This is a genomic window from Pseudomonas rhizophila (genome assembly GCF_003033885.1).
GTDB lineage: Bacteria > Pseudomonadota > Gammaproteobacteria > Pseudomonadales > Pseudomonadaceae > Aquipseudomonas > Aquipseudomonas rhizophila.
Genome location: NZ_CP024081.1, coordinates 2,344,126 through 2,358,405, shown reverse-complemented (window position 1 = coordinate 2,358,405; position 14,280 = coordinate 2,344,126). Strand labels below are relative to the sequence as shown.

Below are 14,280 nucleotides of genomic sequence, written 5' to 3'. Positions count from 1 at the left end.
GACCGTTTTCGGGTCCGAGCGCAAGGCGTATTCCTGCTCAAGCAGGCGGACCTTGAGCAAGCCGCTATTGAGGGATGACATCTGTTTCAGGCCATCGAAACGATAGCTGATGGTCTGCAGGGACCAGACACCGATGGCCGCCACCACGGCGGTAAGCAGCAGCACCAGGACAAACCCCAGGCCCAGTTTCTTTGCCATACCCAGGTTGGCAAAACGTCTTTGCACGGCCGAAATCATTGCGCCCAGTCCTCTGCCAGTGTGTGTTGATTGCAGATTCGCAACGAGATGCCCTGTAACACAAGATGCTGGCGTCGGAATAATGGCAAAAAGCTACAGCGCCGTCGTTTTCAGGACAATTGAGGTCGATCCAGAGCCGCCGCGCGGAAGAATGCCTGGGCCCTCGAATCGCAGGCGTGGGCCACGTTGATCCGCAGCCAGTCGCTGACAGCACCCGACGGGCTGAACGCTGTACGAGAAGAAAGCACCACACCGAACCGCTTGGCCAAGCGCTGCAATGCAGCGTAGTCGCATAACGGTGGACGCGCCCAAATGAACAGCCCGCCGGCCGGCCGGCCAAAGACTTCCCAATCCGCATCCTCCAGCACCTGCAACACCGCTGCCATGTCGGCACTCAAACGCTGGCGCTGACGCTGGACCAGTTTGCGATAGGCGCCGCTGGCCAGAAGATTGGCCAGCACTGACTCACAGAAGCGTGAACTGCCCATGCTGGTAATGCCCTTGACGTCCCTCAAGCGTGCGATGACAGACGATCCGGCCACGACGAAACCGACTCGCAATGAGCTGCTCAGGGTTTTCGAGAAGCTGCCCACGTACACCACGTCGGTATCCAGCGCTGCCAGTCGGGTCCGGGTTGAGTTCTGGAAGTCGGCATAGACATCGTCTTCGACCACCAACATGGCGTGCTTTTTCGCCAGTTGCAGCAGTTGCTGGGCCACGACCGGGGCCAGGCTGCTGCCGGTCGGGTTGTGGCAGGCGCTGTTGACGAACAGAGCGCTGGGCCGATGCGTCGCCAAGAGACATTGGAGTGCATCGACGTCCGGGCCGCGCGGAGTCCTGGGCAGTTCGATCATGTCGATGCCATGAAACCTGAGCAGGTCGAACAGCTTCGAATACCCCGGACTCTCCACCACAACGCAGCATCCAGGCTCAAGCAGTGTGCGCACAATCAGGTCCAGACCGTGGGTCGCGCCCGTGGTGGTCAGGATCAGGTTTTTATCGGCGTGGATATTGAATTGTTTCAGGCGCCTGGACAGTTGCTCCCGCAGAGCGGGCAGCCCCATCGGCGTACTGTAACTGAACAGCCCTGCCATATCGGTGCGGGTGACCTGACGGATCGCGTAGCCCAGATCATCGCTTTCGCGCCAACTCTCGGGCAGCCCGCCACAGCCCAGCGTCAGTTCCCACTGCGAACTATGGGGCACGCTTTCCTGGGTGATCTGCGTGTCTTCCAGCCAGTCTTTGTCGGAGGGCTCGTAGCTGGACGACGGAGGCGGCGCGACAAAAAAACCCGAACCATGGCGCGCCGCCAACACCCCTTGGGCCACCAGGCGTTCACACGCCTCGTTGACACTGGACTGACTGAGCAAATTCTCCCGGGCCAATTGGCGAATGGAGGGCAGTCGGGTTCCCGGTTGCACCGCATCCTGTCGAATCCAGCCGGCCAGCGCGTCGACAATTTGCTGCACGACAGGCACCAGGGCCTGCCGGTCGATTCTCAACTCCATGAGTAACCAAGCTCCTAAGCAACTGTTTTATCTCTGGAAACAGTTAAGCACAGGCCGTCTCTGGACGATGTACGACAACGTCGCCAAAACGGTCGATTCTCACCCTTTGAAACACATTCAGGGGCTGACACGGGGCATTTTTAACCCCCAAAGAAAAAGCCCACAACGAGTGCGGGCCTAGTCCTACACGCTAAATACAACGTTCTTCAGAAAGCCGTGACGCCGCCGTCCACCGCCAATGAATGACCGGTGGTGAATGCAGCGCCATCGCTGCACAAATACAGCACCGCGCTGGCGATCTCCTCGACCTTGCCGATGCGTCCTACCGGGTGCATGGCGTTGGCGAACTCACCTTTTTTCGGATCCGCTTCATAGGCACGACGGAACATGTCGGTGTCGATTACCGCCGGGCAAACCGCGTTCACGCGGATTTTCTTCTTGGCGTATTCAATCGCCGCCGATTTGGTCAGGCCGATCACCGCGTGCTTGGACGCTGCATAAATGCTCATCTTCGGCGCCGCCCCCAGACCCGCCACCGAGGCGGTATTGACGATGGCACCGCCCCCTTGGGCCAGCAGCAAAGGCAATTGATACTTCATGCACAGCCAGACGCCCTTCACATTGACGCCCATGATGGCGTCGAACTCATCGAGGGTGCCGTCGGCCAGCTTGCCCTTTTCGATTTCGATCCCGGCGTTATTGAAGGCGTAATCAAGCCGGCCATAGGCATTGATTACTTCGCTCATCAGGTTCTGCACGTCGCTTTCCAGCGTTACGTCGCAGCGCACGAACAGCGCTTCACCGCCCGCCTCGCGAATCGACTGCACTGTGCCTTCGCCGCCCGCCACGTCCAGGTCGGCCGCCACCACTTTCAGGCCCTCTGCCGCAAATGCCTGGGCGGTCGCACGGCCAATGCCCGCGGCTGCGCCCGTGACCACGGCGACCTGTCCGGAAAACGTCATGCTCATTGTCAAATCCTCGAAGAGTGCGGGAGATGACGCCAGTCTAGTCACAGGTCCGGACGATGCGGCAGCACTATCCAATTGCCGTTTGAGTATTCATGGGTGCCAGTGATAACAGCCCCGGCGCCATTATCACTGGGCTCGATCAAACTGCATTCGCTGCATCAGCAAACCTTGCGACAAACGCTTCGAAGGTCTATCAACAAGGCTTCATTCATCTTGAGTGCCAGCCATGACTGCCCAGACCAATCGCCAGTTCCTGCTCGCCAAACGCCCGGTAGGCGCTGCGACCCGCGAGACTTTCACCTATCAGCAAGTACCGGTCGGCGAGCCGGCAGCCGGCCAGATTCTGGTGAAGAACGAATATCTGTCCCTGGATCCGGCCATGCGCGGCTGGATGAACGAAGGCAAGTCTTACATCCCGCCGGTAGGCATTGGAGAAGTGATGCGCGCCTTGGGCGTAGGCCAGGTAGTCGCCTCGAACAACCCGGCCTTCGCGGTCGGTGACTACGTCAACGGTGCGCTGGGTGTGCAGGATTATTTCCTCGGCGAGCCGCGAGGTTTCTACAAGGTCGATCCGAAACTGGCGCCATTACCGCGCTACTTGTCAGCATTGGGCATGACCGGCATGACCGCCTATTTCGCCCTGTTGGACGTGGGCGCGCCCAAGGCCGGCGAGACAGTAGTGCTCTCGGGCGCCGCCGGTGCGGTGGGCAGCATCGCCGGGCAGATCGCCAAGATCAAAGGTTGCCGCGTGGTGGGCATCGCCGGCGGGGCCGACAAATGCAAATTCCTGATCGATGAACTGGGCTTCGATGGCGCCATCGACTACAAGAATGAAGACGTCCATGCCGGTCTCAAGCGCGAATGCCCCAAAGGCGTGGATGTGTACTTCGATAACGTCGGCGGCGACATCCTCGATGCGGTGCTCAGCCGCTTGAACCTCAAGGCCCGCGTAGTGATCTGCGGTGCCATCAGCCAGTACAACAACAAAGAAGCGGTGAAAGGCCCGGCCAACTACCTGTCGCTGCTGGTCAACCGGGCGCGCATGGAAGGCTTCGTGGTCATGGACTACGCCTCTCAGTTCGCCGCCGCCGGACAGGAAATGGCCGGCTGGATGGCCAAGGGGCAGCTCAAGAGCAAGGAAGACATCGTTGAAGGACTGGAGACATTCCCCGAGACGCTGACCAAATTGTTCAGTGGGGAGAATTTCGGGAAGTTGGTATTGAAGGTCTAGTCACAAAAACACCTGTGGGAGCGGGCTTGCTCGCGAAGGCGGATTGTCAGGGGCCATTTTTGCCAACTGACACACCGCTTTCGCGAGCAAGCCCGCTCCCACAAGGGATCTTCAGGTCTGATCAGGCCAGTTCGGCGACTACCGCCGCCAGTGCCTTGGCCGGATCAGCCGCCTGGCTGATCGGTCGGCCGATCACCAGGTAGTCGGAACCGGCATCCAGTGCCTGACGCGGGGTCAGGATGCGGCGTTGATCGTCCTGGGCGCTGCCCGCCGGGCGAATCCCCGGCGTCACCAGTTGCAGCGACGGGTGCGCCGCTTTCAGGGCGCTGGCCTCCAAGGCCGAGCAGACCAGACCGTCCAGGCCAGCCTTCTGCGCCAGCGCCGCCAGGCGCAGCACCTGTTCCTGAGGCTCGATATCCAGGCCGATACCGGCCAAGTCCTCGCGCTCCATGCTGGTCAGCACGGTCACGCCGATCAGCAACGGCTTCGGCCCGCTGCGCTGATCCAGCACTTCACGGCAGGCCGCCATCATGCGCAGGCCGCCGGAGCAATGCACGTTGACCATCCACACCCCCATTTCGGCGGCCGCCTTGACGGCCATGGCGGTGGTATTGGGAATATCGTGGAATTTCAAATCCAAGAATACTTCAAAACCCTTGTCACGCAGGGTCCCGACAATTTCCGAAGCGCAACTGGTGAACAGCTCCTTGCCGACTTTGACCCGGCACAGCTTGGGGTCCAACTGGTCGGCCAGCTTCAGGGCGGCGTCACGGGTAGGGAAATCCAAGGCAACGATGATGGGCGTCTGGCAGGCGGACATGAGTGGGCTCTCAGGCAAGTCGAAATCGGCGCGCATTGTAGCGGAACCAGCGCCCGTGCGGGACCCGATGATCGGTAAATCCTCATCGCGCCCGGACAGCATGGACGATGCCGGCCTTTGTGTCGAAGTCGATACACTCATGACACGCGCACAACACGCCGGCACGCTACCGTCTGGCGCCGCACCCCCGTCCTTTCAGCGCTTCACGCCTAGCGGCACGAAGCCTATGCTGAAGCCTCAACCTCGCCGCCTTCTTTGCGGTTGGCAGCCTATCTGGCAGATGATGCATCCATGCAGAACACCCCTGTTGCAAATTCTGACGATCAAAAAGCGCCCGACGATGACAAGCGCTGGAGTACCCGGGCGTTGATCGTCGATGACGATGTGCCGATCCGCGAGCTGCTGATCGACTACCTGGCCCGTTTCAACATACGCGCCAGCGGCGTGAACGATGGCGCGGCCATGCGCCGGGCGATGCAGGCCGAGCATTTCGACGTGGTTGTGCTCGACCTGATGCTGCCGGGCGAAGACGGCCTGCAATTGTGTCGCTGGCTGCGCGCCGAATCGGACATCCCGATCCTGATGCTCACCGCCCGGTGCGAGCCCACCGACCGCATCATCGGCCTGGAACTGGGCGCCGACGATTACATGGCCAAGCCGTTCGAACCCAGGGAACTGGTGGCGCGGATCCAGACGATCCTGCGCCGGGTACGCGACGACCGCACCGAGCAACGGGCCAATATTCGCTTCGATAACTGGCGACTCAACAGCGTACTGCGCCAGTTGATCTCCGCCGACGGGCTGGTGGTGCCGCTGTCCAACGCCGAGTTCCGGCTGTTGTGGGTATTCATCGAACGACCGCGCCGGGTACTGAGCCGCGAACAGTTGCTGGACGCCGCCCGTGGGCGCTCCATCGAGGCGTTCGACCGCAGCATCGATCTGCTGGTGTCGCGCCTGCGCCAAAAGCTGGGTGACGACCCCAAGGCGCCGCAACTGATCAAGACCGTGCGCGGCGAAGGCTACCTGTTCGACGCCCGGGACATCGGCTGATGCGCTTGCGCCTCGACACCTTGTTCGGCCGCCTGTTTGGCGTCCTGTTACTGGCGATCGTCCTGGCGCACCTGTTGGCCTTTGCCTGGTTTTCTCAATACGACAAACCGCCTTTGGGGCCACCCCCCGAATTTTCCCGACAAGGCCAGCACCCTGGGCCCACGGGTCCTCCACCCAACCGCCCTGCGCGCCCATGGTTCGGTGGGCCGGTAGTACCGCTGACGTTTCAGTTTGTGTGCCTGATCGTCGCCGCCTGGTACGGCGCCAAACTGCTGACCCGGCCTATCCAACGCCTGAGCGATGCCGCCGAACGCCTGAGCGAAAACCTCGACAGCCCACCGTTGGAAGAAACCGGCCCTCGGGAGGCCCGCCAGGCTGCCCATACGTTCAACCTCATGCAACAGCGAATTCGCGAGCAGGTGCAGCAGCGTTCGCGCATGCTCGGTGCGGTATCCCATGACCTGCGCACTCCGCTTTCACGACTCAAGCTGCGCCTGGAACAGATCGATGACATCAAGCTGCAGGGCCAGATGCGTCAGGACCTGAACGATATGATTGGCATGCTCGACGCCACCCTCACCTACCTGCACGAGCAACGCACCAGCGAAGCGCTGCAATGGATGGACGTGCAGGCGTTAGTGGAATCGTTGAGCGAAAACGCCCAGGACCAGGGTGCCGACGTGCAAGCCAGCGGTGGTTGCGCGCCGTTACAGGTGCAGCCGATGGCGTTGCGCTCGTGTATCAACAACCTCATGGACAATGCCTTGCGCTACGCCGGCCATGCGTTGATTACGCTGCAAGACCAGCGCGACCAGGTAGTGATTCGGGTGATTGACCACGGCCCCGGGATTGCGGCGGATAAACGCGAAGCAGTGTTCGAGCCCTTCTATCGCCTGGAAGGCTCACGCAACCGCAACTCCGGCGGTGTCGGCCTGGGCATGACCATCGCCAGGGAAGCCGCCGAACGCTTGGGCGGGCAATTGAGCCTGGAAGAAACGCCAGGGGGCGGATTGACGGCGGTGATCCGTTTGCCCCGCGCCTGAAACCACCTCAATCCCATGTGGGAGCCGCGTCGGGGACTGAGTTTGTACACCCGCCGGTACAAACTCCACACACCCACGACAACTGCCCCGCCGACGCTGCATAAGCCGGTGCACCCACCGGCATTCCAGCCCAAGGAGAGCGCCCATGATCGGTAGCGTCAGCAGTTACTCGCCCTATACCAGCACCAGCAGTACCGCGACCAGCAGTGCCCGCAGCCAGCAGTTTCAAAAGGAGCTGCTCAGCAAACTCGACAGCAACGCCGACGGCTCGGTCGATCAGGAAGAATTGAGCACGGCCCTGTCGCAGAAGAGTGACGACGGCATCCTGGTCAGCCTGAGCGACAATTTCAGCGACCTGGACAGCGACAGTAGCGGCGACCTGAGCAGTGATGAGATAGCCGCGATGGCGCCACCGCCTCCGCCGCCACGGGACCAGGCGCCGACGACCGAACTGGCCGATGCGCTGCTCAGCGCCCTGGACGCCGACGGTGATGGCGAGGTAAGTAGCGAGGAGCTGAGCAATGGTCTGGCGAGCGCCGGCAGCACTGCCGACAGCCAGGAACTGTTCTCGGCCCTGGACGAGAATGAAGACGGTACCGTCAGCCTCGACGAACTCGCCGCCAGCCTCCCCCCGCCACCGCCACAACAGGCCTCCAGTGAGGCGTTGTTCAGCCAGCTCGACGCCGATGGTCAGAGCAACACCGACACCAGCGAACTGACCAGCGCGGTACAGGCCAACCGCACCAGCGACAGCTCCACCGACCAGACCAATGTCAGTGAAGCGCTGAACAGGATGATCGCCAACCTCAGTCGACAATACTCGCTGGATGATGTCGCCCCCGTGGGGAAATACCTGAACGTGGCGACGTGATTGACCGGCAAGCCTGGTTTTTCAGAGCCAGGCTTGCCTGCTGGATCGAAGCCCATTGGTGGCGAGGGGATCTATCCCCTCACTACAAAAAGGTTGGTGCTGGTCTCAGGAGTGAGGTTATCGCGCCTGGCTCTTGCTCCAGTCCGTCAGCAAGCTGTAGGCCACCGCCAGCAGGGTCGGGCCAATGAACAGTCCGATGAAGCCGAAGGCAATCAAGCCACCGAACACCCCCAGCAATACGATCACCAACGGCAGGTTTCCGCCACGGCTGATCAGGTAGGGTTTGAGCACGTTGTCCACACCGCTGATGATGAAGGTGCCCCAGATCCCCAGGAACACCGCCATCCCGTATTCGCCCTTCCACACCAGCCACGCCGTGGCGGGGATCCAGACCAGGGGCGGCCCCATGGGAATCAGGCTGAGCAGGAAGGTGACGATGCCCAGCACCAATGCCCCCGGTACGCCAGCGATCAGGAAACCAATCAGCGCCAGCACCGCCTGGGCCGCCGCGGTGCCGATCACGCCGTTGACCACACGCTGCACCGTACCGGCCACCAGTTCGATGTAGTAACCGGCACGGTCGCCGATCAGACGCTCCAGCAACCCGTGCACGAACACCGCCAGACGCGGGCCGTCACGGTAGAAAAAGAACACAAACACAATGCTCAGGGTCAGTTCGAGAATGCCACCGCCGATTTGGGCACTGCGAGCCAGCAGCCAGTTGCCGACCTGACCCAGGTACGGCCTGACGGACACCATCATGGCTGCACCTTGCTGATCGATGCTGTTCCAGATGCCCACCAACCGCCCCCCCACCAGCGGTAAGCCCGCCAGCCATACCGGGGGATCAGGCAGGCCATCGACCTGCACGTTCTTGATAAATGCCGTGGCGTCGCGTACATGATCAGCCAGGTTGAAGCCCAGCCACACCAGCGGCACCGCCACCAGCACCATCCAGCCTACGGTCAGCAAAGCCGCCGCCAGCGACTCACGACCATTGACCCAGCGGGTCAACAGGCGCATCAGCGGCCAACTGGCAAACGCCAGCACCGCGCCCCAGAACAGCGCCGACCAGAACGGAGCCATCACCCAGAAGCTTGCACCGAACAACACCAGGAGCAGGATCTGCACCAACAGCCGATCGTTATTGAGCATGTCAGGTCTCGAAAAAAAAACAGGGCCGGGCTGACGGCGTGAAGCACGTCACCCGAAACAGCTTAACGCAGCAGCTCAAGATGCAGGCCCGCCGCATCGCCCCTGGCGGCCTCCATTCGCGCCGCCCGGACACCCTGATCGATCAATGCTTGCCGCCAGGCCTCGGCCTGGGGTCCGGCGACAGTGACTCGAAGACCCGTGTCCAGGTTCAGCGCCCGGGATAGCAGGCGCAACCAGGTTTCGTCCGGTTCGCCGACCAGACGCGGCAAGTCCAGCACGCCGGTGTCCTTGAGCTGGCGCAACAGCGTGGCCGATGTGGGCAGCAGGTTCCCCAGCGAGGCGTTTGCCTCGAACTGCTCGACATGCAGGTAAGCCTTACGATTGCCGCGAGTAATGCCATACAGCGCAATCAGTGTGTTATCCGCGGGCGGCGCCAGGCGCAGCAGCAGATAAGACTGACCGTTATCGGCACCATAGAGCTTGGCATTGCCGAACACTTCGTTGGCCCACAGGCTGCTTTCGCCGCAATCACGAGCCTGGCACCAGAACAACAGTTGCGCGTCCTGCTTCTGCAAGGCTTCGCGGGCAGCGGTAAAGGCCTGGATGGCGGAGTGTTCCGGCGGCAGTTCGTAAGTCACCGACGTGGTGTTGCCACGGGCATCGACCTGCCCATCGAAGCGCAACTGGCCGCTGATCTTGCGGATCGAACCCAGGGGATAAATCCGCTCCAGGTCAGTGGTTTGCCGGTAATCGACAATTTGCGCGTCGGGCATGCGGGGCACCCGCTCCAGGTCCCGGCTGCCGGGAACATCGGCGGCAAACGATGCCGGGCTGAAGCAGGCCAGCGTAAGCAAGGCGAGTGAATGAATGGATAATTTCATCGGATCGGCATGGCCTGGGTCTCTGGGGTGAGGCCGGTGTCATCGATGCACTGCGAGGCCGCTAAACAGAGATCTGTCATGGTTGTCTCCCTTTTTCAACCCGCCCAGCCTCGACAGTTGCCAGGCGCAAGTCAAGAAACGGTGAAGAACCGATTGAAACAGTCTGCTACAAGCGCGGCGCCAGCCTCGTCGTTCAGGTGCAAATGATGACCGCCGGGCAACCGTTCATGACTGAAGGGTAGACGCTCCAGCAACTCGGGGTGTCGGGCAAGCATGCCGTCAGCAGCCACCACCAGATGCGCGGGGCAAGCGACCCGCGCCACGAAGGCCATGGCCTGCTCATCGGTCAGGCGAAGCGGCGATGGCAAGGTCAGGCGATTGTCGGTGCGCCAGGTGTACCCTCCCGGCACCGGCATCAGGCCGCGCTGGGCCAGCAATTCGGCGGCTTCGCGACTGACCGCCACCAGGCCTTTCATGCGGGCCTCAATGGCCCGGTCGAGGGTTTTGTAGACCGGTTTTCGTTTTTGTTGCAAATCCAGCTGCGCCTGCAGGGCCATGCCCATGCGCTCGGCGGCGTTGTCGCCTTTGTCCGTGGGAGGGATCACCCCGTCGATCAGCCCCAGGTGCGTGACCCGGTCGGGCAAGGCTCCGGCGAGCACCAGCGAGACGATGGCGCCCATGGAATGCCCCAGCAGGGCGAAACGCGCCAGGCCCAGTTGTTCGGCGACTTGCAGCACATCATGGGCATAGTCCCACAGGGCATAGCCAGCACCGGGTGGGCGATGCCCGGAGTGACCGTGACCGGCCATGTCCAGTGCAATGACCCGCAGGCCCTCAAGCCGTGGAGCCAGCCGGGCGAAGCTGTTCGCATTGTCCAGCCAACCGTGCAAGGCGATGACCGGCCGGCCATCCTCCGGCCCGAACAGGTGGGCCGCCAGTTCAATGTGGGGCAGGCTCAGACGGACTTCTTCAACCCCACTCATAAGCTGCGCCCTTCCCAGCGCTGAAAGAGATCCTTGAGCAACCTGGCCGTGTCCTGCGGACGTTCCAGGGGAAACATGTGGCCGCCGGGCATGCTCAGGGATTCACCATGGGGCATTCGACCCACCGAACGGGTGTGATGGCGCATCACCACGCGACTCTGCCGACCGCGCACCACCGCCAGCGGCACTTTGAGCATACGGGCCCGGCCGGGACTGGTGTGCGGCACGCCGCGGTAAATGCTGATCTCCGTGGCCGGATCGAAGCGCAGCCGCAAGCGGTCGCCGACTTGCTGCAAGCCATGTTGCAGGTAGGCGTCGAAGCATTCCGGGTCAAACCCGCGGAACAGCGTCTTGGCGGAAAAATACTGCCGGGCCGACTCCAGGTCAGCGAACTCTTCACGCCGGCCCAACGTCCGTCCCGCTGGAGTCAGACGATCGATGAACCCCAGGCGCTTGGCGGCCAGGATCACCCACTGATCGGCGCGGGTCAGCACCGGCGAATCGAGCATTACCACGCCACGATATAACTGTGGACAGCGCAATGCGGCATGCAGATGCAGAACGCCACCCAGGGAATGGCCGACGCCCCACACCGGTTCAGGTTGTTGTTCCAGGTGATGAATGAGCTCGTCCACCAGGTTGTGCCAGTTATCGTCTGCCGGAAAACGCGGGTCATGGCCGTGCAATTCCAGATGCGCGACCTCGTACTGCGGCGCCAGCGCGGCGAACAGCTTGCCGTAAGTGGCCGAGGGAAAACCATTGGCGTGGGCGAAAAACACCTGTTGCGACATGACAGTGGATCCATGGGGAAACTGGAACCGATTGTCCGCACATCCCGGTGGCGCGGCAATGACCGTAACTGACAGCAATGATGACAGTCGGGCTTGGGCTATGGGGCTATCTAGCTGTAAGCACTGCCCCATGTGGCGAAGGAGACGTGTGGGAGCAAGGCTTGCCCGCGATGCAGGCGCTGGGGTGGATCAGGTGTTGCGCGTCGACACCATCGTGGGCAAGCCTTACTCCCACAGAAGATCCCTCACCGCAGGATTGCGTCCAGCTAGAGCGTCAACGCGCCGGCGGCTGTTCACCCAGCGGCACCACGGCCATGGTCAGGCGCGACACGCAGTTGACTTTGCCTTCGTCGTTGGTCAGGCGGATATCCCAGACCTGGGTGGTGCGGCCCAGATGGACCATCCGGGCCGTGGCCGTCACCCGACCGCTGCGCACAGCGCGCAAGTGGTTGGCATTGATCTCCAGGCCCACGCAATAGAACTTGCTGGTGTCCACGCACAGATAGGCCGCCATGGACCCGACCGTTTCAGCCAGCACCACCGATGCACCGCCATGCAACAGGCCGAATGGCTGGTGGGTGCGGTGATCGACCACCATGCTGGCGGTCAGGGACTCGTCGTCGAAAGATTCGAAACGAATGTCCAGCACTTCGCTGATGGTGTTTTTACCGGCGGCGTTCAGTTGCTCGATGTTGGGGGTGGTGCGCCACAGACTCATCGTTGTCCTTCCTTTATGTTTTTTGTTGTGCTCAACCCTGCGACCAGAGACCTCTCAGGGATGCTGAATGCCCTTGAGCTGCATCGCCCCGGCCAGCGGCAGGTCACCCTCCAGCTCGGCCAGGCCAGCCGTTTTAACCTGTTCGGGTTGTTGCAGGTGACCGTGTTGCAGAAAGCCCAGCAGGCTGCCCACCAGCGGGTTATGGCTGACCAGCAGCACGTCGCCCTGATCAACCAGCTGTTCCAGGACTTTTTGCGGGCGGGTTTCCGGCGTGAGCCAATCAACAGTGATCAACTCAGGCGCGAAGCCCAAGGCTTCGCGCACCAGTTGGGCGGTCTGTTGGGCGCGCAGGTACGGGCTGGCATAAATGGCGCTCAGCGGCTGGCCGATCAGCGCGGCGGCACTGCGCAGTGCTTCTTCGCGACCGTGAGCGGTCAGCGCCCGCTCAGGGTCGGGACGGGCACCATATGGCTCGGCTTCCCCATGACGCAATACCCACAATTTCATAGCTTGGGCTCCTCGTCCCGGACCGGATGCGGAGCCGGCGCCACCACGTGAGGCGCTTCACCTTCCGGCGTGCGCGGGGTGGGCCAGTCAGCGAATGGCCAGGGTTTCTGGTCGCTGTGGAAGGTGCCGAAACGGCCGATCTGCGCCAGGAACTGGCTCAGGCTGTCACCAAAGTTCATCAGGCTGGCACTGGGCGCGCCATAGATCAGCCGGTAGATCAGTTGCACCAATACCACCGCGCCCAGGATGAACTGCGCCACCTGCCAGACCAGCAGGTAAATCACCATCCACAACACACGCAGCAGGATGGACTCGTATCGGGCCTGCTCTTTTGGATCGCTCATGGTTCGCTCCCGTTTCTGATCAATAGAGGCTCAGTTGAAGCCACTGGTGGAAATAAAATCGACGTCGGTCTTGGGCTCGCCACGCATCAACAGTTCGATCACCTGCTCCAGCGTGCGCCCTTCGAACAGAATCGCATGCAACCCCGCGACCAATGGCATGTAGACCCCGGACTCCTGAGACTTGGCCTTGAGCACCTTGAGCGTATTCACCCCTTCGGCCACTTCACCCAGGCGCGACACAGCCTCGTCCAGGCTCAACCCCTGACCGAGCGCGAAGCCGACCTGGTAGTTGCGGCTCTTGGGCGAGGAACAGGTGACAATCAAATCGCCGACCCCGGCCAACCCCAGGAAGGTCATCGGGTTGGCGCCCTGGCTGACGGCAAAACGGGTCATTTCCGCCAGTGCCCGGGTGATCAGCATGCTCTTGGTGTTCTCTCCCATGCCCAACGCCACCGCCATGCCGGCGATGATTGCATAGACGTTCTTCAGCGCCCCACCCAGTTCTACACCGAAACGGTCGGCACTGGCGTAGACCCTGAAGGTGCGCCCGTGCAGCACGGCCTGAACCCGCTGGCACAGCTCCTCGTCTTCACTGGCGACCACGGTGGCGGTCAGCGCATGCTCGGCGATCTCGCGCGCCAGATTCGGCCCGGAAATCACGCCGATTCGAGCCTTTGGGGCGATTTCTTCGAGAATTTCGCTCATCAGCTTGAAGGTCTGGGCTTCGATCCCCTTGGTCAGGCTCACCAGCAATTTGCCGCTCAAGCATTCGGCATGGGGTGCCAGGACCGAACGCAGGGCGCTGGACGGCAAGGCGACGAAAAACAGGTCACAGTCCTGCAAAGTGGCCTGCAAATCAGTCACCGGTTCAACTTCAGGGCGGATCTTGATGCCCTTGAGGTAACGCGGGTTCTCGCGATTGATCCGGATGGCCTCGGCCTGCTCCGGGTCACGCATCCATTGGCGCACCGGGTGGCCGTTCTCGGCCAGCAGATTGGCCACGGCGGTACCGAAACTCCCGCCCCCCAGGACCGCAATCGGGCGCTGTTCAGTCATATGCAATCCGTTCATCCATACCAAGTGGCAATGCCCGGCATTATACGGAGCGGCCACACCGCGACCAGCCCCGACTACAATTACCAGCAGTTGTAGGAAGCTGACCATCAATTCCTA

15 protein-coding genes are annotated in these 14,280 nt (G+C 61.8%); 4 read left to right on the top strand and 11 right to left on the bottom strand.

Translation table 11 applies throughout. The features are described from left to right. Positions 1–347: 347 nt before the first annotated feature. Positions 348–1,745: an aminotransferase-like domain-containing protein gene (locus tag CRX69_RS10970; protein WP_076383818.1), complete on the bottom strand. Its 1,398-nt coding sequence runs from the start codon at positions 1,743–1,745 to the stop codon at positions 348–350. Between the two features lie 206 nt (positions 1,746–1,951). After that, the gene (locus tag CRX69_RS10965) at positions 1,952–2,713 is read right to left on the bottom strand and encodes an SDR family oxidoreductase (RefSeq protein ID WP_047230352.1); all 762 of its coding nucleotides are present in this window, start codon (positions 2,711–2,713) and stop codon (positions 1,952–1,954) included. Positions 2,714–2,939: 226 nt separating this feature from the next. Between CRX69_RS10965 and CRX69_RS10960 the strand changes: the two genes are divergently transcribed. Beyond that, the gene (locus CRX69_RS10960; RefSeq protein ID WP_047230351.1) at positions 2,940–3,944 is read left to right on the top strand and encodes an NADP-dependent oxidoreductase; all 1,005 of its coding nucleotides are present in this window, start codon (positions 2,940–2,942) and stop codon (positions 3,942–3,944) included. Between the two features lie 121 nt (positions 3,945–4,065). Here the strand turns inward: CRX69_RS10960 and pyrF are convergent, their stop codons facing one another. Next, the gene (gene pyrF / locus CRX69_RS10950; protein WP_160893102.1) at positions 4,066–4,764 is read right to left on the bottom strand and encodes an orotidine-5'-phosphate decarboxylase; all 699 of its coding nucleotides are present in this window, start codon (positions 4,762–4,764) and stop codon (positions 4,066–4,068) included. Between the two features lie 291 nt (positions 4,765–5,055). On the opposite strand from pyrF, the gene CRX69_RS10945 reads away from it, so the two are divergent. The 3 genes from CRX69_RS10945 to xopAW all read left to right on the top strand — a co-directional run bounded on the left by CRX69_RS10945 (position 5,056) and on the right by xopAW (position 7,728). After that, positions 5,056–5,814 (top strand): response regulator, encoded by a 759-nt coding sequence (locus tag CRX69_RS10945; protein ID WP_047230350.1) that lies wholly within the window; start codon positions 5,056–5,058, stop codon positions 5,812–5,814. Continuing rightward, positions 5,814–6,857 (top strand): sensor histidine kinase, encoded by a 1,044-nt coding sequence (locus tag CRX69_RS10940; RefSeq protein WP_047230349.1) that lies wholly within the window; start codon positions 5,814–5,816, stop codon positions 6,855–6,857. The genes CRX69_RS10945 and CRX69_RS10940 overlap by 1 nt, the downstream gene beginning before the upstream one ends. A gap of 145 nt (positions 6,858–7,002) precedes the next feature. Continuing rightward, complete coding sequence (gene xopAW / locus CRX69_RS10935; protein WP_047230348.1) at positions 7,003–7,728, top strand: EF-hand domain-containing protein; 726 nt, start codon at positions 7,003–7,005, stop codon at positions 7,726–7,728. Between the two features lie 117 nt (positions 7,729–7,845). On the opposite strand, the gene CRX69_RS10930 is transcribed toward xopAW, so the two are convergent. The 8 genes from CRX69_RS10930 to CRX69_RS10895 form a co-directional block, all read right to left on the bottom strand. Beyond that, on the bottom strand, positions 7,846–8,883 hold the full coding sequence (locus CRX69_RS10930) for an AI-2E family transporter (protein WP_047230347.1): 1,038 nt from the start codon (positions 8,881–8,883) through the stop codon (positions 7,846–7,848). Positions 8,884–8,945: 62 nt separating this feature from the next. Then, on the bottom strand, positions 8,946–9,752 hold the full coding sequence (locus tag CRX69_RS10925; protein WP_047230358.1) for a DUF4892 domain-containing protein: 807 nt from the start codon (positions 9,750–9,752) through the stop codon (positions 8,946–8,948). Positions 9,753–9,895: 143 nt separating this feature from the next. Continuing rightward, positions 9,896–10,747 carry an alpha/beta hydrolase gene (locus tag CRX69_RS10920; protein ID WP_047230346.1) on the bottom strand — a complete coding sequence of 284 codons (852 nt, stop codon included), beginning with the start codon at positions 10,745–10,747 and terminating at the stop codon, positions 9,896–9,898. After that, a complete protein-coding gene (locus tag CRX69_RS10915) occupies positions 10,744–11,538 on the bottom strand; it encodes an alpha/beta fold hydrolase (protein ID WP_047230345.1) in 795 nt (264 codons plus the stop codon). Before CRX69_RS10915 ends, CRX69_RS10920 begins: the two co-directional genes overlap by 4 nt. A 274-nt stretch (positions 11,539–11,812) precedes the next feature. Next, positions 11,813–12,256 (bottom strand): hotdog fold thioesterase, encoded by a 444-nt coding sequence (locus CRX69_RS10910; RefSeq protein WP_047230344.1) that lies wholly within the window; start codon positions 12,254–12,256, stop codon positions 11,813–11,815. Between the two features lie 54 nt (positions 12,257–12,310). After that, on the bottom strand, positions 12,311–12,763 hold the full coding sequence (gene sixA / locus CRX69_RS10905) for a phosphohistidine phosphatase SixA (protein WP_047230343.1): 453 nt from the start codon (positions 12,761–12,763) through the stop codon (positions 12,311–12,313). Next, complete coding sequence (locus tag CRX69_RS10900) at positions 12,760–13,107, bottom strand: DUF4389 domain-containing protein (RefSeq protein WP_047230342.1); 348 nt, start codon at positions 13,105–13,107, stop codon at positions 12,760–12,762. The genes sixA and CRX69_RS10900 overlap by 4 nt, the downstream gene beginning before the upstream one ends. Before the next feature lie 30 nt (positions 13,108–13,137). Next, positions 13,138–14,163: an NAD(P)H-dependent glycerol-3-phosphate dehydrogenase gene (locus tag CRX69_RS10895; RefSeq protein WP_107322002.1), complete on the bottom strand. Its 1,026-nt coding sequence runs from the start codon at positions 14,161–14,163 to the stop codon at positions 13,138–13,140. Positions 14,164–14,280 lie beyond the last annotated feature (117 nt).